The organism is Enterobacter cloacae complex sp. ECL352 (assembly GCF_020149545.1).
GTDB classification, from domain to species: Bacteria; Pseudomonadota; Gammaproteobacteria; order Enterobacterales; family Enterobacteriaceae; genus Enterobacter; species Enterobacter asburiae_B.
Map to the genome: position 1 here is coordinate 4,169,937 of NZ_CP083709.1, position 18,607 is coordinate 4,188,543.

At 52.9% G+C, this 18,607-nt stretch carries 21 protein-coding genes; all 21 read left to right on the forward strand.

Annotated elements, in window-relative coordinates; translation table 11 throughout:
• Window positions 1-274 precede the first annotated feature (274 nt).
• The 21 genes from LBF07_RS20415 (at window position 275) to LBF07_RS20515 (ending at window position 18,606) form a co-directional block, all read left to right on the forward strand.
• Complete coding sequence (locus LBF07_RS20415) at window positions 275-844, forward strand: hypothetical protein (RefSeq protein WP_000210383.1); 570 nt, start codon at window positions 275-277, stop codon at window positions 842-844.
• Window positions 786-2,909 carry a phage terminase large subunit family protein gene (locus tag LBF07_RS20420; RefSeq protein WP_001515591.1) on the forward strand — a complete coding sequence of 708 codons (2,124 nt, stop codon included), beginning with the start codon at window positions 786-788 and terminating at the stop codon, window positions 2,907-2,909. The genes LBF07_RS20415 and LBF07_RS20420 overlap by 59 nt, the downstream gene beginning before the upstream one ends.
• Window positions 2,910-2,917: 8 nt before the next feature.
• The gene (gene gpW / locus LBF07_RS20425) at window positions 2,918-3,181 is read left to right on the forward strand and encodes a gpW family head-tail joining protein (protein ID WP_000483309.1); all 264 of its coding nucleotides are present in this window, start codon (window positions 2,918-2,920) and stop codon (window positions 3,179-3,181) included.
• On the forward strand, window positions 3,181-4,818 hold the full coding sequence (locus tag LBF07_RS20430; protein WP_001045359.1) for a phage portal protein: 1,638 nt from the start codon (window positions 3,181-3,183) through the stop codon (window positions 4,816-4,818). The genes gpW and LBF07_RS20430 overlap by 1 nt, the downstream gene beginning before the upstream one ends.
• Window positions 4,815-5,681 (forward strand): S49 family peptidase, encoded by an 867-nt coding sequence (locus tag LBF07_RS20435; protein WP_001052909.1) that lies wholly within the window; start codon window positions 4,815-4,817, stop codon window positions 5,679-5,681. The genes LBF07_RS20430 and LBF07_RS20435 overlap by 4 nt, the downstream gene beginning before the upstream one ends.
• Before the next feature lies 1 nt (window position 5,682).
• Window positions 5,683-6,273, forward strand: a complete 591-nt coding sequence (locus LBF07_RS20440; RefSeq protein ID WP_206462076.1) for a hypothetical protein — start codon at window positions 5,683-5,685, stop codon at window positions 6,271-6,273.
• Window positions 6,273-6,677, forward strand: coding sequence for a head decoration protein (locus LBF07_RS20445; protein WP_000371937.1), 405 nt, complete (start codon window positions 6,273-6,275; stop codon window positions 6,675-6,677). The genes LBF07_RS20440 and LBF07_RS20445 overlap by 1 nt, the downstream gene beginning before the upstream one ends.
• Before the next feature lie 97 nt (window positions 6,678-6,774).
• Window positions 6,775-7,824, forward strand: coding sequence for a major capsid protein (locus tag LBF07_RS20450; protein ID WP_001472190.1), 1,050 nt, complete (start codon window positions 6,775-6,777; stop codon window positions 7,822-7,824).
• Window position 7,825: 1 nt separating this feature from the next.
• On the forward strand, window positions 7,826-8,206 hold the full coding sequence (locus tag LBF07_RS20455; protein WP_001118869.1) for a hypothetical protein: 381 nt from the start codon (window positions 7,826-7,828) through the stop codon (window positions 8,204-8,206).
• A gap of 4 nt (window positions 8,207-8,210) precedes the next feature.
• Entirely contained in the window at window positions 8,211-8,570 is a 360-nt protein-coding gene (locus LBF07_RS20460) for a hypothetical protein (RefSeq protein WP_000537794.1), read from the forward strand.
• Window positions 8,567-9,112, forward strand: a complete 546-nt coding sequence (locus LBF07_RS20465; RefSeq protein WP_206462077.1) for an ATP-binding protein — start codon at window positions 8,567-8,569, stop codon at window positions 9,110-9,112. Before LBF07_RS20460 ends, LBF07_RS20465 begins: the two co-directional genes overlap by 4 nt.
• 3 nt (window positions 9,113-9,115) lie before the next feature.
• Complete coding sequence (locus LBF07_RS20470) at window positions 9,116-9,313, forward strand: DUF2635 domain-containing protein (protein ID WP_000497745.1); 198 nt, start codon at window positions 9,116-9,118, stop codon at window positions 9,311-9,313.
• Window positions 9,310-10,812, forward strand: coding sequence for a phage tail sheath subtilisin-like domain-containing protein (locus LBF07_RS20475; protein ID WP_001568795.1), 1,503 nt, complete (start codon window positions 9,310-9,312; stop codon window positions 10,810-10,812). The genes LBF07_RS20470 and LBF07_RS20475 overlap by 4 nt, the downstream gene beginning before the upstream one ends.
• Window positions 10,813-10,815: 3 nt before the next feature.
• Window positions 10,816-11,187, forward strand: coding sequence for a phage tail tube protein (locus LBF07_RS20480; protein WP_000896638.1), 372 nt, complete (start codon window positions 10,816-10,818; stop codon window positions 11,185-11,187).
• 1 nt (window position 11,188) lies between these two features.
• Window positions 11,189-11,467: a phage tail assembly protein gene (locus LBF07_RS20485; protein WP_000807719.1), complete on the forward strand. Its 279-nt coding sequence runs from the start codon at window positions 11,189-11,191 to the stop codon at window positions 11,465-11,467.
• Window positions 11,468-11,608: 141 nt separating this feature from the next.
• Window positions 11,609-13,537, forward strand: a complete 1,929-nt coding sequence (locus LBF07_RS20490; RefSeq protein ID WP_001568796.1) for a hypothetical protein — start codon at window positions 11,609-11,611, stop codon at window positions 13,535-13,537.
• A gap of 415 nt (window positions 13,538-13,952) precedes the next feature.
• A protein-coding gene (locus LBF07_RS20495; protein ID WP_087451024.1) for an IS3-like element ISSen4 family transposase occupies window positions 13,953-15,073 on the forward strand; the annotation gives its coding sequence in 2 pieces (ribosomal slippage) (window positions 13,953-14,211 and window positions 14,211-15,073; 1,122 coding nt in all).
• Between the two features lie 32 nt (window positions 15,074-15,105).
• Complete coding sequence (locus LBF07_RS20500; protein WP_001139208.1) at window positions 15,106-16,509, forward strand: DNA circularization protein; 1,404 nt, start codon at window positions 15,106-15,108, stop codon at window positions 16,507-16,509.
• Window positions 16,506-17,591 carry a phage baseplate assembly protein gene (locus LBF07_RS20505; RefSeq protein ID WP_001548480.1) on the forward strand — a complete coding sequence of 362 codons (1,086 nt, stop codon included), beginning with the start codon at window positions 16,506-16,508 and terminating at the stop codon, window positions 17,589-17,591. Before LBF07_RS20500 ends, LBF07_RS20505 begins: the two co-directional genes overlap by 4 nt.
• The gene (locus LBF07_RS20510; protein WP_023568807.1) at window positions 17,588-18,172 is read left to right on the forward strand and encodes a phage baseplate assembly protein; all 585 of its coding nucleotides are present in this window, start codon (window positions 17,588-17,590) and stop codon (window positions 18,170-18,172) included. The genes LBF07_RS20505 and LBF07_RS20510 overlap by 4 nt, the downstream gene beginning before the upstream one ends.
• Window positions 18,169-18,606, forward strand: a complete 438-nt coding sequence (locus tag LBF07_RS20515) for a phage GP46 family protein (protein WP_206462056.1) — start codon at window positions 18,169-18,171, stop codon at window positions 18,604-18,606. The genes LBF07_RS20510 and LBF07_RS20515 overlap by 4 nt, the downstream gene beginning before the upstream one ends.
• The last annotated feature ends 1 nt before the right edge of the window (window position 18,607 follow it).

Below are 18,607 nucleotides of genomic sequence, written 5' to 3' on the forward strand. Positions count from 1 at the left end.
TGAATAGGAATAATCATAGTCGGAGCGAATGGTCGAAGCCATTAAAAAAATGGGTCCTTCCTGAGACTTTTGTAAGGTACGGGCATTGCGCGCCGCGGTGTTTTCCTAGCTACAACTTTCAGATTTGTGTCCCATGTCCCACCTCTGGCGATCATTACGGACACCTCGCCAGCTCTGGCTATTCCAGTTTATTCCAGTGGGACATTCTGGTGGGACATGGCAAAAATGTCCCAGGCGAATGTCCCACCCCAGAAAATGTCCCAGGTGATGTCCCATGACCACGATGAACCAGAGTCAGTACGCACAACATTCAGGTGTGGATCGCAAAACAATTGGCCGGTGGATTAAAGCCGGGCGCTTCATTGTGATGGACGGAGACCTGATTGACGTAGAGGCCAGCGATGCGGCATTGAAGAAAAACCGCGATGGCAAAGACCCGCGCGCCTCGAACGCGAAGAAAAAGAAAACTCCCGTCGTTAGCGATAACGATGATGACGGTGATGAAATCAATAAAACTGTCCGCCAGATAATGCTCACTGAAGGGGCAGATCTTTCGAGAGAGGAAGCGGGACGTATCCGCGAGAATTACATGGCCCTGCAGGCAAAGCTGCAGTATGAAAAAGACAGCGGCCAGCTTATTGAGCTGACAGCAGCCGAGGAGGTTTTATTCAACGCCTTTCGCCAACAGCGTGATGCCTGGCTTAACTGGCCGTCCAGGGTGGCGCCGCTAATGGCTGCTGATCTGGATGTACCGGCGGACAGGATGACAGAGGTGCTGATTGAACATGTCCACAAACACATCTCAGTCCTCGGAGAGCCAGAGTTTAACCCGGCAGAAGATTGAGCGTCTTGAATTAAGCGTCCGCAAAGGCTGGACACCCCCGCCGCGTATCAGTGTGCCGCAGTGGGCAGATGACTATCGTAAGCTGGCAAAAGAGGCTGGGAGCACTTCGGGAAACTGGGAAACATCGACGGTAGAAATTGCCCGCGGACCGATGCTTGCCGCGACGGAGTCCGGGGTTCATATCATCACTGTAATGTGCTGTACCCAGTTGATGAAGACAGCACTGCTGGAAAACCTTTTTGGCTATTTTGCCCACCTCGATCCTTGTCCGATACTGCTGCTGCAGCCGAAAGAAGAAGCCGCTGAACAGTTTTCGAAAGAGCGTATTAGCCCGCTGGTAAGGGTGACGCCGGTACTGCGTAAAATCATCGGTGATTCGAAACAGAAAAGCTCGAAAGAAACCATTCTTTACAAGGCATTCACTGGCGGATTTCTGGCGCTGGCGGGTGCTGGTAGCCCTGATAACCTTGCGCGTCGTCCGATTCGTGTCCTGCTGGCGGATGAAGTGGACAAGTACCCGATAACCCGCGAAGGCGATCCAATTGCGCTGGCCGAAGAGCGTACAGCGACATTTGGCCTGACCTGGCTGTCTGTACGCGCCTGTTCGCCGACGGTGGAGGATGAGAGCCGCATTGCTGACAGCTACGCCGACTCCGATCAGCGCCGGGCATCTGTGGTTTGCCCGCACTGTGGCCACCGCCAGTTCCCCGACTTTTTCAAACACGTTCAGTGGCCGAAAGAGGGGGATAAACACCTGACTAAATCGGCGATGCTCTATTGCGAATGCTGTGGTAGTGGCTGGTCCGAAGGACAGCGCCTCAGAGCTCTGCACACTATCCGATGGCATCAGACGCGCCCATTTGAGTGCTGCGGGGAGAGGCATTCACCGCTGATGGATTATGACCTTGCCTGGCGGGCGGCAGACGAGGGCAGTGTTGAAAAGGTCTGGCAATGGTCAGAGTCGGAACGGCATGCGGTCTATCGGGCAATCTGCCCCTCCTGTGGAAAGGAGGCAGTCGATAACCACCACGCCGGGTACCAGGCATCCAAGCTTTTCAGCCCCTGGCAAAAAGATAAGCCGTCGGATATTGCGAAAAAATATATCGATGCGAAGGGCGATCCGGATAAGGAACAGGCGTGGTGGAATACCCAGATGGGGCTACCACACCGACCTAATCATGGGAAACAGCTCCCTGTTGATGTTCTGCTGGCGCGCCGGGAAATATTTCCGGCCGTCGTTCCGGACGGGGTGGCATTGTTAACAGCTGGAGTTGATACCCAGGACGATCGCTTCGAAATTACGATCACCGGCTGGGGGAGAGATGAAGAATCGTGGTCGGTCGCGCATGACGTTATTTATGGTGACCTTGAGACGGAAGAACCCTGGAAGCGACTGGATGCATACCTGAAACAGATCTGGCGACGTGGTGACGGGCGCGGCCTGAATATCATGGCAACGTGCATGGACTCCGGCGGCCACCATACGCAGAAGGTATACGAATTCGCTAAAGAGCGTCTTGGCCGTCGTGTCTGGGCAATTAAGGGGGAGTCTGCACAGGGAGGCAAACGCAATCCTGTCTGGCCGACCAAACGACCATCATCGAAAAGCAAAGCCAGTTTCCGCCCTGTCATTCTGGGGGTTAACTCAGCGAAAGACGTGATACGCGGTCGCCTGCATCTTGAGCCACCCAAACCTGGCGCCGCCGCTGCGGGTTATATGCATTTTCCTGACGATCGCGATCTCGGGTACTTCAATCAGCTGCTGGCGGAGCGACTGGTTTACAAAGTCATTTCCGGGCAGCGGTACAGTATCTGGGAAGCAATACCAGGACGAGCTAACGAAGCGCTTGACTGCCTCGTTTACAGCTATGCCGCGCTGTGCGGTCTCAAACATATGGGGTTAAAACTCAACGTCCGGGCCGCCAACCTCGAAGCCGATCCGGATAAGTTCCTGCCAGCGCCAGTTGGACAGGAAGAAAAAATCAATTACGAGCTGCCGGGTGCGGTTATTGAAGAACCAGCGCCGGTCAAACGTAAGCGAATATCGCAACTCCTGCCGAAATAAGGAAAATCATGTTCAACCGGAACACCAGCCTGCTTGCCGGCGCAATGACTGACGATCAGCTCAGGGATGCGCTTGCGAAAGCTCAGCAGGCGTACATTGATTTAGCAACCGGGAGCCACGGTGTTTCGTTTTCCTATACGCAGGGAGACGGGACGCGATCAGTGTCCTATCAGCAAAGCACCCTGGCTGATCTGCTGGCCCTGATTCAACTTCTGCAGGCGCAACTGGGGATTATCTCTCGTCCCCGGAAACCAGCGAGGTTTAGATTCTGATGAATAAAGTACAGATACTGGGCTCTGATGGGCAGCCGTTGCGACAGCAGCGTCCCTCTATGCTGGTGGGGGGGAGCCGCGTACCTTATGACGCAGCTGACTCTTTCAGCGATCAACTGGCGAACTGGCAACCCGCGCTGTGGTCCCCGGACAATGAAATTAACATTTACCGGGATCGCATCGTGTCCCGCGCACGCGATCTGGTCCGTAATGACGGCTGGGCAAACGGTGCGGTCACACGTCTGCTGGATAATGCGGTTGGTGCCAACTTCCGCCCCATCATGAAACCCGATTACCGTGTTCTCAGAATGATCACCGGAAACAAGGCGTTTGATGCGTCCTGGGCGGAAGAGTACGGAAAAGCACTGGACGGGCACTGGCGGACCTGGAGTAACGATCCTGGCCGGTATTGTGATGTTGAACGAAAACTCACCGTGTCGCAGATGTTGCGCCTGGGATTTCGTCACAAGCTTATTGACGGGGATGCTCTGGCCATTCTCCAGTACAGAACTGACAGGCTTGGTCCCGGAAGAGGGCGTTACGCCACCACGGTGCAGATTGTCGATCCTGACCGCCTCAGTAATCCTCAGCAGAATTTCGATATGCCAAATGTCCGTGGTGGCGTTGAAATTGATGCGGACGGTGCGCCGGTTGCTTACCACATCAGGGAGGCCCATATCGGTGACTGGTGGAGCGGGGCTAAAACCATGACGTGGCAGCGTATCCCGCGTGAAACTGACTGGGGCCGCCCGCATGTGGTTCACGATTTTGATCATGAGCGTGGCGCGCAGCACCGCGGTAACGGCATCCTGACTCCGGTTATTCAGCGTCTGAAAATGCTGGTGAAGTATGACCAGAGTGAGCTTGAGGCAGCAATTCTTAATGCCATATTCGCCGCTTACATTGAGTCACCCTATGACCCTGCGATGGTTCAGTCTGCCCTGGGCGAGACCTATGACGAGTCGGAGTTAGGCACTTATCAGGACGGGCGTGTTGAGTTCCATAACGATCGGCGTCTGACACTTCAGAATGGTGCCCGAATGCCCATTCTTTATCCTGGTGAGAAAATCACGACGGTTAACGCGGCGCGGCCCTACAGCAATTTTGAAGTCTTCGAATCTGCTGTTCTCCGTAATTTTTCTTCAGGAACAGGGTTGTCCCCACAGCAGGTCACCCAGGACTGGTCTGACGTTAACTACAGTTCTGCACGCTCCTCGTTGCTGGAGGCATGGAAAACACTGACTCGCCGCCGGGACGATTTTTCTACCGGCTTCGCTCAGCCCATTCTCACCGCCTTTGTTGAAGAAGTTCACGACAATGAGGATTTACCCCTGCCCGCAGGCGCACCTGATTTTGTTGACGCCAGAGCCGCGTATTCTCGCGCGCGCTGGATGGGGCCAGGGCGCGGCTGGGTGGATCCAGTTGCAGAGAAAAAAGGCGCCATTCTTGGTCTGGATGCCGGACTTTCCACCCTCGAGATTGAGGTGGGTGAAAACGTCGGTGAAGACTGGGAAGAAGTGCTTGATCAGCGCCAGAGAGAAATTGAGTCATGTCTTAAACGCGGATTACCGCTTCCGAGCTGGGCACAGGCTGACCAGTTTGCGAGCCAGACCATTACCGATCCGGAGGAAAAGTGAATCTACCCCATCTGGCCCAGCGATTATTTAACACCCCGCTGGCGCTGCACCCGAGTAAAGCCGAAGTCATCATGGCATCCGTAATGGACCGATTTGGTATCAGTAAAATCGAATCTTCTCTTGCCATGGAGGATGACTGGTACGGATATGACGATAACCGGGGACGTGAATCCCGTAGTGATCCGGGTTATGACAATGTGCTGGGTGTCGCCGTCATCCCGATATGCGGAACGCTGGTGCAAAAACTGGGCAGTCTGCGTCCGTACAGTGGAATGACAGGGTATGACGGCATTCGTCAGGCGTTTCTTACTGCGATGGAAGATCCCGACATTTCGGGCATTTGCCTGGATATCGACTCACCCGGCGGCGAGGTCGCTGGATGCTTCGATCTGGTTGATGTCATTTACGGCTCCCGGGGGAAAAAGCCTATCCATGCCATTCTGACGGAAAGCGCTTATTCCGCTGCGTATGCCATTGCCAGTGCAGCGGACCGGATTTCTGTTCCGCGCACCGGCGGAGTGGGTTCTGTGGGTGTGATCACCATGCACCTTGACTGGACGCAGCGGATTAAAGATGACGGTCTTAAAGTTACGATCATCACCTATGGATCCCGCAAGGCTGAAGGTTCGCCGCTGAGAGAGTTGTCAGATGAAGCGCTGGCCGCCATCCAGCAGGACATTAACACCATGGGCGAATTGTTTGTGAACACTGTTGCCAGAAACCGGGGGATTAGCGCAAAGGTTATAAAAAGTACCCAGGCCGCCTGTTTTATGGCTGCTGATGGCGTTGAAATTGGACTGGCTGATGAGGTGTGTCCTCCTGACGCTGCGTTCAAAAACTTACTTGAAAAAACAGGAGCCTGAAATGGCAAAGAAAAAGACGTTTAGTTTTGCTCACCTCATTGGTCTTGGCCCTTCCGCTTCTGAGGAAGAAGAGGATAAAAAAGCCAAAAAAGCGAAAGCCCGTCGCGCGGAAGAGGATGAGCGCGAAGATGATGCCGATGATGATGAGCGCGACGACGACGCGGAAGAAGACGAACGCGACGATGATGCTGAAGATGACTGCGATGATCCGGATGCGTCAGAAGATGATGATTCTGAAGACGACGGCGACGACGATCGCAAAGAGAGTAAGGCGGTAAAAAATGCACGCGCTGCTGAGCGTAAACGCTGCGCCCGTATTTTCGGCAGTAAGCATGCAGCTGCGAATCCTTCACTGGCCGCGTCACTGGCTTTCAATACCGGGATGAGTTCTGCGGCAGCAATTAATGTCCTAGCCTCTTCGGCTCCGGCCGCAGCCGCATCTCAGCCATCCCGTAAACGCTCTCTCGATCAGCGTATGCAGGAAAGCCACCAGGTCCGGCTTAATCCGGATAGCGGACAGAAAGAGACCGGAAAGTCTGCGATGGTAAGTAAAATGACCGGCCTCTACAACTCCACAAGAGGAGAGAAATAATGGATCAGTTTGGTCAGAATGCGTTTGCGCCTGGCATGAAGAGCGCGCTGTTTGTTCCGGATCAGCTTGTCGCTGGCACGCTCCAGCTGGTGACTGACACCGGGATCATTACGGGCGGTGCCTTTAAGCGTGGTACTGTCCTGGGCCTGGTGGCTGCCAGCGGGAAATACACGCAATGTGTGAAAACGGCTGAAGATGGCAGTCAGTTACCCGTTGCTATTCTGGTTGATGATGTTGATGCATCGTCTTTCGATCAGAACGGCGGCCTGTATCTGATGGGGGAATTCAACCAGCACCGAATTATTTTTGATAACTCCTGGACGACCGCTGACCTGAAAAAAGCGCTCCGACCGCTGGCTATCTTCCTGAAAGACAGTGACCAGGCACCTGTAACCACCTCCTGATTTCCCCCACGGCTCTCCTGACGAATGCTTTAACCGGCAGGGGCTGGCTCGTTTAAATTTTTTGCCAGCTGCGGCTGGCACTATCAAGAGACTGAATATGGAAAATATTTTTGATACCAGCGTGCTGGTGCAGGTTGTTCCTAACCTGAAAACCAGTCAGAACTGGCTGCTCGATCGCTTCTTCCCGAATGTCGTAACTTACGAGACTGAAGAAGTGGCGATTGATGTTGATGTCGGCCTGCGTCGTATGGCGCCGTTCGTCTCCCCGCTGGTGGAAGGTAAGCTGGTCGAATCCCGTAAATACCAGACCAATACCTTCAAACCGGCATACATCAAAGATAAGCGCGCGCCGGACCTGCGCAAACCTATCCGCCGCCAGATTGGTGAGCGTATTGGCGGGGAATATACCGCTGCCGAGCGCGAAATGCTGAACCTTCAGTTTGAAATGACTGACCAGATTGACATGATCAACCGTCGTCTGGAATGGATGGCGGCGAGTGCGCTGGTGTCTGGGACCGTAACCGTCGCCGGGGAGGGCTATGAAACTAAGGTGGTGGATTTCGGGCGTGCTTCGGATCTGACCATCACTCTTAGCGGCTCGGATAAATGGCCACTGACCGTTGCAGCTGGCGCTACCAATACCCAGCCATCAGATGACATTGAAATCTGGCAGACTACTTTCCTGAAAGAGTCCGGCTCTGTCGCCACGGATCTGGTCTTTACGAATAAGTCATGGCGTGCATTCCGACTGGATACCACCATCAAGGATAACGCCATTACATTCCCGGCGCTGAGCCCGTTTGGTAACCAGATTAACGCCGGCCCACAGGTAATGAAGGGCGCAATTTATAAAGGGCGCTGGGGTAACTTTGACCTCTGGTTATATAACGACTGGTTTATTGACCCGCTGGATAACGTCGAGAAGCCTATGATCCCCGATGGCGCTGTCATTATGAGTGGTGCCGATCTGATGGGTACCCGCGCCTTTGGCGTTATCCTGGACCCGGCTTTCAACTACGGTCCGCTGGCTTATGCGCCAAAATCCTGGGTGAAAGAAGATCCAGCCCAGCGTCTTATCCTGATGCAATCCTCCCCGCTGGTTATTCCGAGCCGGGTAAATGCATCCCTCTGCGCAACGGTGGTCTGATATGGCAAAACAACCTAATACCGGGCTGGCTGATGATCTGAATGCAGAAGGATCTGCCAAAGACGGCCTGAGCGTTGACGACCTGAATGCTGGCGATAACACCCAGGAAAAACAGCCTTTGAGCAAAACAGATGATGCCGAATTGTCTGTTGATGACGATGGTGGTGACGAAAAATCCGGAGACACTGAATCGCAGGAGTATGTGGTGTTGAAAGGGAATTGCATTCGTCATGACGGGGAGATGTACCGCGAAAATATGCGCATCCCTGTAACCGGCAAAGATGCTGAGCGTCTTCTGCAGTCCGGCGTTATTGCTGATGTTGATGTGCTTCGTAAGCGAGTTCTTGCTTCTCAGCCATCAGTTTCAGTTACGACAGGGTAATGACATGGGCGTGGACTGGGATTCTCATCTTCTGAGTCCGCTGCATGATGTCTTTGGCGATGAGCACGAGTACCGTCCACGTAACGGTACTCCTTTTACAATTAACGGGATTTTTGACCGTGGTTATGCGCAGGTTGCTGAAAACCTTGATGGCGATTCAGAAATTAACACCTCCAGCCCGATGTTGGGTGTGCGCGATGCTGAATTTCGCAAGCTGGGTAAATCGCAACCTGCTGTATCTGACCGGGTATTTATAAAGACGGTCGGTGGTCACATCATCAATCAGTTATTTGTTGTGTCAAACGTCGAACCCGACAGTCATGGCGGATCTCGTCTTGTCCTCAATGTGGTAAAACCGCGATGAATTCAGCAGCGATTCGGCAAATGGTTGTCACTGCACTAACCGGGACAACCAGCGCGGGCGACCGCGTATTCTCTCCACGCGACTGGTCAACTTCACCAGATATGTATCCTGTGTTGTTGGTTCAGACGCCTTTTGAACAGAAAAAACCACAGGGGCGTAATACCCCTGCTTTTACCACCCTCACCACTGTCAGGATCACTGGGCGCGTTCAGGAGTATGACGGCGATACAGTGGATGATGGAGCCATGCGGGCAGAGCTGGCGCTTGAAAGCCTTCGCGAGCAGGTGGAGCGCGCGGTGATCAACAGCTACGAACTGACGCGGAATATTCAGAAATACGCGGAAGTTCGTTCAACCATCAATGTTGATTCAGAAGGAGAGGCCCATATGGGGCAGCTTCTTTTCGAGATCGACATAGAGCATTACCAGGGGCCGGAAGATTTTTATCCTGTCCAGTCGGTTCCCCTTGAGGGCATGGATATTGCGGTCGACATGCCAGACGGCACAGTTAAACCGGGTATCAGCCTCAATCTTCAGGAGTAATCCATGTTTGTTAAGCCGAACAACGGGCTCAGCGTTCGCTGCCCCGTCAAGGGCATCCCATTGCCTAAAGAGGGTGCTGAAGTACCTGACAATATTTTCTGGCGTCGCCGTCTGAGCGATGGGGACGTGATCCTCTCTAAAAAGGATGAGGGCGCGCCAGAGAAACAATCATTACCTAAAAAAGCGGGAGAAAATGAATGACCGTACCTTTCGCTCGTGTTCCCGATAACCTGCGGGTAGGGCTTTTCTTCGTTGAGTTTGATAACTCAATGGCGAATAACGCCACTGCCACGCAGCGCACCCTGCTTATCGGTGGGATGCTCAGTACCGGCTCAACCCTCCCTGGTATTCCGCAGCGAGTTTCCTCTTCGGATACCGTCGGTGAGCTGACAGGAAAAGGGGGAATTCTGCAGGCCATGATGGCGGCGTATCAGAAAAATGATACCGCAGCCGAAGTCTGGATCCTGCCGCTGGAGGAAGACTCCGATTCCATGGTGGCTGCAACCGGCACCATTAAAGTGAGCAGCGCACCGACGGCAACCGGAGTGATCTCCCTTTATATTGCTGGTGAGCGCATTCAGTTGACCGTTGTAGCAACAGATACGGTGGCAGCGATCGCCACCTCTCTGGCCGCGGCGATTAACGCAAAAACCACGCTACCTGTAACCGCCAGTGCGACTACGGATACCGTAACCCTGACCGCGAAGAATCTTGGTGCTACGGGTAATGGGATCGACATTCGCCTGAACTTCCTCGGCTTACCTGGAGGCGAGTCCACACCTGCAGGCCTGGAACTGACGATTACTGCTATGTCTAACGGAGTCGGGGCTCCGGATATTACCGGCGCGCTGGCAAACCTGCAGGATCGGACATTCGATTTCATCATCAACCCTTACGACGATACAACCTCGTTGAATGTGATGAAGGAGTTCCTGTCAGACACTGGCGGTCGCTGGGCATGGGACAAGCAGCTTTATGGCCATTCCTTTGGTACCACCACCGGGACTTACGCCCAGCTCGGTACCAAAGGTGAGCTGCGCAATAACCAGCATGAGACCCTGCTGGGCGTAAATAAATCGCCGTCCCCTTCCTGGGCATGGTCTGCAGCTTACACCGGCGCAGCTGCGGTGAGTCTGCGTAATGACCCCGGCCGCCCGCTACAGTCGCTCGCTGTTCAGGGGGTGCTTGCGCCAGAACTGCAGGATCGCTTTGAGCTGACCGAGCGTAACAATCTGCTGTACAGCGGCATTTCGACATTTACGGTCGATGACGATGGCACGGTGCGCATTGAAAACCTGATCACCACCTACCAGAAAAACAGCTATGGCGATGCAGATGACAGTTATCTGGAAGTGGAGACGCTGTTCAGCCTGATGTTTGTGACCCGCTACCTGCGCACAGCGGTGACCAGCAAGTTTGGCCGTATGAAGCTTGCTGCGGATGGAACCCGATTTGCACCTGGCGCGGCGATCGTCACGCCAAACATTATCAAGGCCGATCAGATTGCCGAGTACCAGACTCTGGTATGGAACGGTTATGCGCAGGATGCGGAGGCATTCGCAAAAAATATCATCGTCGAGCAGAACGCCAAAAATCCGAACCGCGTCGATGTGCTGTGGCCGGGAACCCTCATGAACCAGTTGCGCATTTTCGCGCTGCTCAATCAGTTCCGCACTCGGGCTGAATCAACAGGAGCTTAAACGATGGCAGGTGATACTACTAACCGCCTGGCGGGAACCGCCTATGTCACTGTTAACGGTGTGACGGTAATGGTGGAGGGCTCGTTTAAATACCAGGCTGCCACCGTAAACCGTACCACCCTGACAGGGATGGATGGTGTGCACGGATATAAGGAAAAACCTGTGGCGCCATACATTTCTGCCCGACTGCGTGACAGTGGCGGAACGAATGTGCAGGGCTTTAACCAGCAGACGAACGTCAACGTGATCGCCGAGCTGGCTAACGGGAAAACTATCATTGGCCGTTCACTCTGGACGGTCAACGTCCAGGAAGTGGAAAGCGAAGATGCAGTATTTGATGTTCGCTGGGAAGGCCGCGACGTAACGGAGAACTAAGATGGCTGAGATTGAACGCGTTAAAACCATTCCATTAACCGTAGCGCTGGATGATGCTGCGGAGAAGACCACTTATACGCAGCTGGAGCTGAAAGCACCCACGCTAAGCCAGGCTGAGCAGTTTTACGAGAAACAGGCTGCGTCAACGTCGCTCGCGGCGATGCGCCTGCTTATTGCGCTGGTTTCCGGTACGCGTGAAAGCGTACTGCAGCCGATGGATTTTCTCGACTTCCGTAAGTGTGAGGAGTATCTGCTCAGTTTTTTGACCTGGAAGCCCTGACAACCTGGCAGGAAATGGCCGCTGACGTCACCTTCTATTTCCGCTGGTCTGAGGACAGGGCGTGGGGAATGACCCGCGCCCGGCTGAAATGGTGGGTGGCGCAGGCATCCCGGATAAACAAGCTTAGGAAACCTGAAGACGATGAGTAATTCTTTTGATTTTGAGCTGGTGGCCAGCGACCAGGTTAGCGAGGCTATAGACCGCATTAATGAGGCTGTCCGTGACCTGGAGCCGAAGCTAGATAAAACTAAAGAAGGGCTCAAGTTAGGCGGTCAGGAAACAGCCGACGGACTGAGCGGTTTTATTTCTCGCCTCGAGAATATGTCGAAGAGCGCGCGGGATAACGTGCAGTTTATTGGCGACATGGTTCCCCCACTGAAAATGGTGGGGGAGCTCACGGGGAAGATGGGGGCGCTGGGGTTAGCCGGTGCTGCCGGCTACGGACTGAAACAGGTCGCTTATGGATTTCGGGAGGCATCCCGTCAGGCCTATAATCTTGATGTCTCGGCAAAAAATGCGGGAATGCGCGTTGACGATTTTACCCGACTTTCCGGGGCAATGCGTATTCTTGGGGCAGACAGCGAGAGCGCTAATGCATCAATAGAAGGTATTTTCAAAGCATTCAATGAGGCTGCCAGTGGTAAAAACGAGGGGGTTATGGCAGCGATGGCGCAAATTGGTGCTCAAATCCAAAAAAACAGCGATGGTTCAGTAAATACCCTTAAAACACTGGAGTCTATCGCAAAAATTTTTCCAACCTTGCGACCTGAACAGCAGAAGTCCGCCGCTGATGCACTTGGGCTGACGCCCGAATTGCTGGCGCTAATGCGTGACGGTGAGCGCATGAAAAAGCTGCTGGCGAAATCGGATGAATTTGGTCTGACTGTGGATCCGGCACTAAATCAGCAATTGAGTGAAGTGAACGGCACTATGAATGAGCTCAGCGCATCCTGGGATGGTCTGTGGCAACGTTCAAAAAACAAGGCACTTAAGACCATTCTTTCGGATGGTTCAGTCAAAGACGGCCTTGAAGGTGTTACCGATCTGTTCACTAATGGTGATTTTACTGGGCTGTCTCATGCTCTCGGTTTTATCAACAGCAATGATGCTGAGAAACTACGGCGCATTCAGAACGATAAGGAACTTTATAACAGCTTACCCCGCAGTGAACGTGGGCAGGTTGACGCGGGTTTCATGACTGATGCTGTAAGAAAGCGGTACGATGCGAATTACCGCGCGACCGATTCTGCGATTCAATTGCAGAATGACTTATCCGCTATCAGCCAGCCACAATCCAACGTTGCACGCGGCAATGTTCCTTACGGGGAAACAAGGAATAACGCAATTGGCTTCAGAAATAATAATCCCGGTAATTTGAGGGCTGCAGCAAACGCAACGGGTAAAAATGGCGGATTTTCTACCTTTGCGAATGATGCCGACGGAAGAGCTGCAATGGCGAGACAGCTGATGTTGTATGGTGACAGGGGGAATAATACTCTGGATGGGATTATTCATACCTATGCTCCGCAATCAGAGAATAATACTCGTGCATATATTGATTCCGTATCAAAAAGTACTGGGTTTGGAGCGCAGCAGCGTATTAATCTCCACGATCCTGATGTGTTAAAAACACTGATGGCAGCAATGATTAAACATGAAAGCGGAGCACAGCCGTATACCGAAAATGAACTGAGCGATTCTGTCCGGACGGCCATCATTGACGATCGGTGGAAGGGTTTACGTAGCCCGGAAGTTCTGGCTCAACAGCGATATGATATTATCTCAGGTTCGCAAACTGGAAATCGTGACTCCAGCACTCTTAGTAACCCGAGTGATGAAACTGATATTCTCTCAGGCTCGCAGAACAGAAATCGGGAATCCATCATTCTGAGTGATACGGGTAAGAAAAGTGATGAAAGTGTACTCGGCGACAATCTGGCTAAGTCTCTTAAAGAGGCAATGTCAGAACAACCACTTAAGCTCGAAATCACAATGGTTAATGATAAGGGTGAGCGAAAAACCTATAATGCGGAAAATAATGGCAGAATAACAACGGCCATGAATTACTGATCACTGTCGTCATTTCGTTAAGGAAGAAGTTATGAATGAAAAAGTTTTTGGAGCAAAAGCCATTTAGACTCCAAAGGTTTTTGCGCTTGTTTACCTGGTAATTGGCATTTTCCTCGTTTTTTCTGTTGTCTCAATGAATTTCACGGCGATTACGATATCGGTGGTAAGTGCATTGCTTTTACGTGTGCTTTATGAGTTCCTAATGAACTCATTCAAGGCGTCTGAGCATCTTTACAGGATCGCCGAATCTCTTGACCGTAATGGATCCAGCGATAAATAGATAAGTCATTTCAGTGCATATGTAAACCGCCGACATGGCGGTTTTTTTATTTCCGGAGGCGTGATGACCTGCTCCCCGTTGATTAGTACACCCCGATGTTAGTAATGTCTTCATAAGCCACATGAGGACATCCCCATGAAGAAGCGTTTTTCCGACGAACAGATCATCAGTATTCTCCGCGAAGCCGAAGCTGGGGTACCCGCCCGTGAACTCTGCCGCAAGCATGCCATTTCCGATGCCACGTTTTACACCTGGCGTAAGAAGTATGGCGGTATGGAGGTGCCTGAAGTTAAGCGCCTGAAGTCGCTTGAGGAAGAGAACGCCAGACTCAAGAAGCTGCTTGCCGAAGCCATGCTGGATAAAGAGGCGCTTCAGGTGGCTCTTGGGCGAAAGTACTGACGACAGACCAGAAGCGGGAAGCCGTGATGTTGATGTGTGATGCGACCGGTCTGTCGCAACGTCGTGCCTGCAGGCTTACAGGTTTATCCCTGTCGACCTGCCGCTATGAGGCTCACCGTCCGGCTGCTGATGCGCATTTATCAGGGCGCATCACTGAGCTGGCACTGGAGCGCAGGCGTTTTGGCTACCGTCGTATTTGGCAGTTGCTGCGCCGTGAAGGGCTTCATGTTAATCATAAGCGCGTGTACCGGCTTTATCACCTCAGTGGCCTGGGCGTAAAACGCAGAAGACGTCGTAAAGGGCTGGCAACAGAACGTCTGCCGCTGCTCCGTCCGGCGGCGCCCAATCTGACCTGGTCGATGGATTTCGTCATGGACGCACTTTCCACCGGTCGCAGGATCAAGTGTCTTACCTGCGTCGATGATTTCACAAAGGAATGCCTGACGGTCACTGTTGCCTTTGGGATTTCAGGCGTTCAGGTCACGCGTATTCTGGACAGCATTGCACTGTTTCGAGGCTATCCGGCGACGATAAGAACTGACCAGGGGCCGGAGTTCACTTGCCGTGCACTGGATCAATGGGCCTTTGAGCATGGTGTTGAGTTGCGCTTAATCCAGCCGGGCAAGCCAACGCAGAACGGATTTATTGAGAGCTTTAACGGACGATTTCGCGATGAATGTTTGAATGAGCACTGGTTCAGCGATATCGTTCATGCCAGGAAAATTATTAATGACTGGCGGCAGGATTATAACGAATGCCGCCCGCACTCCACGCTGAATTATCAGACACCGTCTGAATTTGCAGCGGGCTGGAGAAAGGGTCATTCTGAGAATGAAGATTCCGACGTTACTAACTGAGTGTTGTATCTAATCGTGGGGGCAGGTCAGTGATGCCGTCAATTATCCAGGACGCAATAACTTCTCTTTTGGGGGGAGATACCAGCGATGACTGGCAGGGGCAGTTACGGCCCAGCTCATTCAGAGGTGTGCCATTTGCAATTGTTGCTGAGGAAGGGAGCCACGGCCGACGCCAGGCGGTACATGAATATCCCTACCGTGATACAGCCTGGATAGAGGATATCGGGCGGGCAACACGGCGATTTGTTATTCGCGGTTTCTTGATCCAGAACAGCCAGGTTTACGGCGGCGGCGATGCTATCACGCAGCGCCAGTCACTGATTGAAGCCTGTGAACAAAAAGGTAGCGGTACGCTTGTCCATCCGACACTGGGCGAATTAACGGTTTCCATCCCTGAGAATGGTTTGCGTATTTCCGGTTCGATGGAGAACGGGCGAGTATTTGAATTTACCCTGATGGCAATTGAATCAGGGCTTAAAGTGTTTGCTGTCACGGGCAGTACCGTTGCAGGCGCCACGGTGAAAACCAACTATCTGAAACTGGTCAGCACTGCTGTGCTGAGCACGATTGCCAGAGTTAAGAGTGAAATCCGCGGTGTCACACAGGCTATAAACACCATCAGAGGCACGGTCACGTTCTGGACTAACATGGTTGACAGCACCATCAGTCAGGTCACGAATCTCAGCAATGTCCTGAACTCCACGTTCGGGAATACCCGGTACGGACGTTACAGTAAAGGCTCTGTGGGCGGTAGTTCCTCTGCTGTTGCTGGCAAATCGTCAGTTGCTGATGTGGATGATGAGAGAGCACTGGCTGACAAGGTAACAGCCCAGTCGGTAATGGACCGGAAAAATGTTACCGACAGGTCGAGCCAGCTTAGCAGCTCCAACACACCTGATGAGTTTGTCCAGGGCGTCGCCGACGTGGTAAACGCAATTCTTAACAGCGCCGGCAGCGTTAATGACCGAATCACAGCGCTGGAAAAACTGGCTAATTCAATCAGCACGGAGTACCAGCAGTCCGACAGCAGCAAAGCGATTTCGGCGACCATGAACACGCTGATTGTTGTGCTATGTACTGGTGCCATGACCAGTGCCGCTGCGGACTCCAGACCAGCCAGTACAGACGAGGCAGAAGAGTTAACTCAACGAGTTTCTGTGCAACTTGATACGGCGCTGGTTCTGGCTGGAGACCGCGCGGACGATGATATGTATAACGCGCTTCTCGCCGTCAGATCGGCATTCCTTTCTACGATGAGTGAGCGTGCTTCTGGTCTGAGCGAGCTTCTGCAGGTTACTACCGCTCAGCCGCTTCCGGCGCTGACGCTGGCAAACCGATTATACCAGGATGCCACCCGTGCAGATGAACTGGTACAGGAAGCGCGCGTACCGCATCCGGCGTTTATGCCGACAACCATGAAGGTACTGAGGCAATGAATGCAGACAGCGATCTGGATGTTGTTTCTTTGACGGTCGACGGCAAAATCATCGAGGGGTGGGATTCTGTCCGGGTAACGCGGGGTATTGAGCGTTTTCCCTCTGATTTCGATCTTGGGCTAATGGATTACTTCCCTGGCAACGAAGATCGTCAACTCGTTGAAGAGGGAATGTCTTGTGAAGTTCGTATCGGAGATGATCTGACACTGACGGGATATGTTGATGACTGGGAACCCGCACTATCGCGCTCCCGCCATGAGGTCCGCGCCACGGGCAGGAGCAAATGTCAGGACCTGGTGGATTGCTCAGCCGAGTGGCCTAACAACGTCATCAATGCCAGTAATGCGCTTGAAATTGCTTCTCGCCTGGCATCCTACTACGGCATCACCGTAACCACGGATGTTGATGAACTTGTGAAGGTACCCCAGTTCACTCTGAACTGGGGTGAGTCTCCGCAAGAAGTCATCGATCGGGTGGCCAGATGGTCTGCTCTGCTTTACTACGATCAGCCCGATGGAAACCTGTTACTGACCCGGGTGGGAACACGTCGTGCGGCAAGTGGGATAGCCGAAGGGGTAAATGTCGAGCAGGCATACTACCGCAAATCGATGGCTGACAGGTTTTCAGATTATGTCGGTGTATCAATGAGCGTTTCTCCAATTGCAGGGTATTCGCCTGATACGGCCTATGACGCTGTGACTCTGGCAACGGCGAGAGATCCGGAGGCCGCCCGCATGCGGTACCGAAAACATATATCGATTGTGGAAAGTACCCTGATGGCTACTCAACAGGCACAAAGTGCGATCGACTGGGAAATGAACCGGCGGTACGGACGTTCAAAACAGCTCTCGGTAACCATCGATTCCTGGCGGGATAAAGACGGGAAACTGTGGGAACCAAACACATTGATCCCCGTTGATCTTCCCACCTTACGGTTGCCGAAGACTGAATTGCTACTGGCAGAAGTCACCTATATGCGCGATGACTACGGCACCCATGCACGCATGACGCTGATGCCGCCTGAAGCATTCTCCGTTCAGCCATATGCCTTCTACCAGAACCTGGCGGGATTCAATACATGAAGCAACTATTTAAACATGCAGCGACCAGGATCGCCGGCATGCTGGGGATTGGCCGGATCACGGCTATGAAAGATGGTGGGGTGGTGCAGTCTATCCAGTACCAGACTCCGCTGGAGGTGGCCAGCGCTCCGCGGATGGCAGAATTTGGCTTTTCATCCGGCCTGCCGTCAGGGACTGACGTGGTTCTGGCTTTTATTGGCGGTGATCGTTCCAGCGCGGTGGTAATTGCGTCCAACCATCAGGGGTTCCGTCATACAGGCCTGAAAGCGGGCGAAACGGTCATGTATAACCAGTGGGGCCTTAATATTCTCCTGACGGAGAAGGGGATCTTCCTGGATGCAAAGGGCCAGAATGTTGAGGTCAATAACGCCACTAACGTGACCATCAATGCCAGCCAGGGGATCCTTGCAAATACCCCGATCCTGAGGTGCACGGGTGACATTGTTGATAACTGTGAAACCAATACCCGAACACTGAAAGAGCTGCGGGATGCACATAATGACCATGATCATGTGGTTAAAAATGCCCAGAGTGGCAATGACAATATCCGCAGCCAAAAAACAGAGGATCAGGTGACATGAGTGACATCGCTTCATTCTGGAATGTGGATGAGATGTTTGCTGACTGGCAGAAAGGGCTGGGTGAACTCACCACGGGGAACGATTTACAGACTGCAATACTGGACAGCCTGTTTACTGACAGGCTGGCGCGTGCTGACGATGATTATGAGGACAGCGATCGCCGCGGCTGGTGGGGGGATTCCGGGGAGGAATCCCAGCTGGGATCCCGGCTGTGGCTGCTACGGCGGCAAAAACTGACCCCGGATATAGCAAAAAAAGCGGAGGAATACTCGAGTGAAGCGCTCAACTGGTTAAAGGTTGATGGCGTTGTCAGCGAGGTTATTCCTGTTGCCAGGATCGTCCTGCCTGACCGGCTCAATCTCATTATCCGCTATCAGGCACCGGGGAAGGACTGGCAGGAATTCAGGTTTTACTGGATATGGGAGCAACGTTAAT

Excerpts from the sequence above, each read along its gene's own strand:
- LBF07_RS20415 (WP_000210383.1), top strand. The coding sequence starts at position 275 with ATGACCACGATGAACCAGAGTCAGTACGCACAACATTCAGGTGTGGAT.
- LBF07_RS20420 (WP_001515591.1), top strand. The coding sequence starts at position 786 with ATGTCCACAAACACATCTCAGTCCTCGGAGAGCCAGAGTTTAACCCGG.
- gpW (WP_000483309.1), top strand. The coding sequence starts at position 2,918 with ATGTTCAACCGGAACACCAGCCTGCTTGCCGGCGCAATGACTGACGAT.
- LBF07_RS20430 (WP_001045359.1), top strand. The coding sequence starts at position 3,181 with ATGAATAAAGTACAGATACTGGGCTCTGATGGGCAGCCGTTGCGACAG.
- LBF07_RS20440 (WP_206462076.1), top strand. The coding sequence starts at position 5,683 with ATGGCAAAGAAAAAGACGTTTAGTTTTGCTCACCTCATTGGTCTTGGC.
- LBF07_RS20445 (WP_000371937.1), top strand. The coding sequence starts at position 6,273 with ATGGATCAGTTTGGTCAGAATGCGTTTGCGCCTGGCATGAAGAGCGCG.
- LBF07_RS20450 (WP_001472190.1), top strand. The coding sequence starts at position 6,775 with ATGGAAAATATTTTTGATACCAGCGTGCTGGTGCAGGTTGTTCCTAAC.
- LBF07_RS20455 (WP_001118869.1), top strand. The coding sequence starts at position 7,826 with ATGGCAAAACAACCTAATACCGGGCTGGCTGATGATCTGAATGCAGAA.
- LBF07_RS20460 (WP_000537794.1), top strand. The coding sequence starts at position 8,211 with ATGGGCGTGGACTGGGATTCTCATCTTCTGAGTCCGCTGCATGATGTC.
- LBF07_RS20465 (WP_206462077.1), top strand. The coding sequence starts at position 8,567 with ATGAATTCAGCAGCGATTCGGCAAATGGTTGTCACTGCACTAACCGGG.
- LBF07_RS20470 (WP_000497745.1), top strand. The coding sequence starts at position 9,116 with ATGTTTGTTAAGCCGAACAACGGGCTCAGCGTTCGCTGCCCCGTCAAG.
- LBF07_RS20475 (WP_001568795.1), top strand. The coding sequence starts at position 9,310 with ATGACCGTACCTTTCGCTCGTGTTCCCGATAACCTGCGGGTAGGGCTT.
- LBF07_RS20480 (WP_000896638.1), top strand. The coding sequence starts at position 10,816 with ATGGCAGGTGATACTACTAACCGCCTGGCGGGAACCGCCTATGTCACT.
- LBF07_RS20485 (WP_000807719.1), top strand. The coding sequence starts at position 11,189 with ATGGCTGAGATTGAACGCGTTAAAACCATTCCATTAACCGTAGCGCTG.
- LBF07_RS20490 (WP_001568796.1), top strand. The coding sequence starts at position 11,609 with ATGAGTAATTCTTTTGATTTTGAGCTGGTGGCCAGCGACCAGGTTAGC.
- LBF07_RS20500 (WP_001139208.1), top strand. The coding sequence starts at position 15,106 with ATGCCGTCAATTATCCAGGACGCAATAACTTCTCTTTTGGGGGGAGAT.
- LBF07_RS20505 (WP_001548480.1), top strand. The coding sequence starts at position 16,506 with ATGAATGCAGACAGCGATCTGGATGTTGTTTCTTTGACGGTCGACGGC.
- LBF07_RS20510 (WP_023568807.1), top strand. The coding sequence starts at position 17,588 with ATGAAGCAACTATTTAAACATGCAGCGACCAGGATCGCCGGCATGCTG.
- LBF07_RS20515 (WP_206462056.1), top strand. The coding sequence starts at position 18,169 with ATGAGTGACATCGCTTCATTCTGGAATGTGGATGAGATGTTTGCTGAC.